General features: G+C 43.8%; 1 protein-coding gene. It reads left to right on the forward strand.

Annotated elements, in window-relative coordinates; genetic code table 11:
- Positions 1–171 precede the first annotated feature (171 nt).
- The gene (locus B4H32_RS04725; protein WP_004674906.1) at positions 172–840 is read left to right on the forward strand and encodes a class I SAM-dependent methyltransferase; all 669 of its coding nucleotides are present in this window, start codon (positions 172–174) and stop codon (positions 838–840) included.
- Positions 841–951 lie beyond the last annotated feature (111 nt).

A 951-nucleotide genomic window follows, 5' to 3' on the forward strand; every position in this document is an offset into this window, starting at 1 on the left:
TTTTTAACCCCTCTAAATCTCCCCTTTAAAAGGGGAGACTTCCTGTGAATCTTATAAGGTCTTGATTCAAATGATGTTCCTCCACCTTTTTAAGGGGGGGTAGGAGGGGGTTACAGATATGTAGACACCTATGCTTTATGAAAGAGGGGGATTGTATAGAATTAAAGAAATATGAGCTGTACTTTTCAATTTGCCAAAGCACCTGCGCAATTGCTGAAAGCGTTGCATGAAGTTATTCCAAATACAGATTTATTGGCGCAACAGCTTCCTGAGACGCCAATTTCCCTATGGCTGATTCCACCTGTTTTCCCAACTGAGCGTCTGGATGATGAAGTCATTCGCCGTATCTGGAATGAAACGCCATACTGGATTTTCTGTTGGGCCTCAGGTCTAGCAATGGCGCAATGGTTATTGGCAGAACCGCATCATGTTAAAGACAAGGTGGTGCTGGATTTTGGGGCGGGTTCAGGCGTGGTGGCGATTGCCGCAAAAATGGCAGGGGCAAAGCGGGTCATCTGCTGTGATATTGATCAGGTTAGCTTGGAATCATGTCGTGAAAATGCCTTGCTAAATAATGTCGAGCTTGAGTATCTGGATGATTTGTACAAGTCAGAACAGGTAGATGTCTTGCTGGCTGCGGATGTGCTTTACGATCAGTGTAACCGATTCTTTCTGGATGAGTTTTTAAAATTCGCACCAGAAGTCTGGGTAGCGGATAGTCGGGTTAAAAACTTTAGTCACCCTAAATATATGAAGATTGATGAGCGCAGCGCAACCACCTGGCCTGATCTGGATGAAGCCAAAGAGTTTCGCAATGTCAGTTTTTATAAGACCTTATAATAAGTACGCAGATAAAGCTAAGGTGGTTTAAATCAACCACCTTATTTTTAACCATTATGAACAGGTATAGCGAACCACTTTCAGTGTGGTTGGGCGTGTTTCCAGTGCCTG

This window comes from Acinetobacter sp. UBA2063 (assembly GCF_002333245.1).
GTDB lineage: Bacteria > Pseudomonadota > Gammaproteobacteria > Pseudomonadales > Moraxellaceae > Acinetobacter > Acinetobacter parvus.

Coding starts and splice junctions, on each gene's coding strand:
- B4H32_RS04725 (WP_004674906.1), top strand. CDS start 172: ATGAGCTGTACTTTTCAATTTGCCAAAGCACCTGCGCAATTGCTGAAA.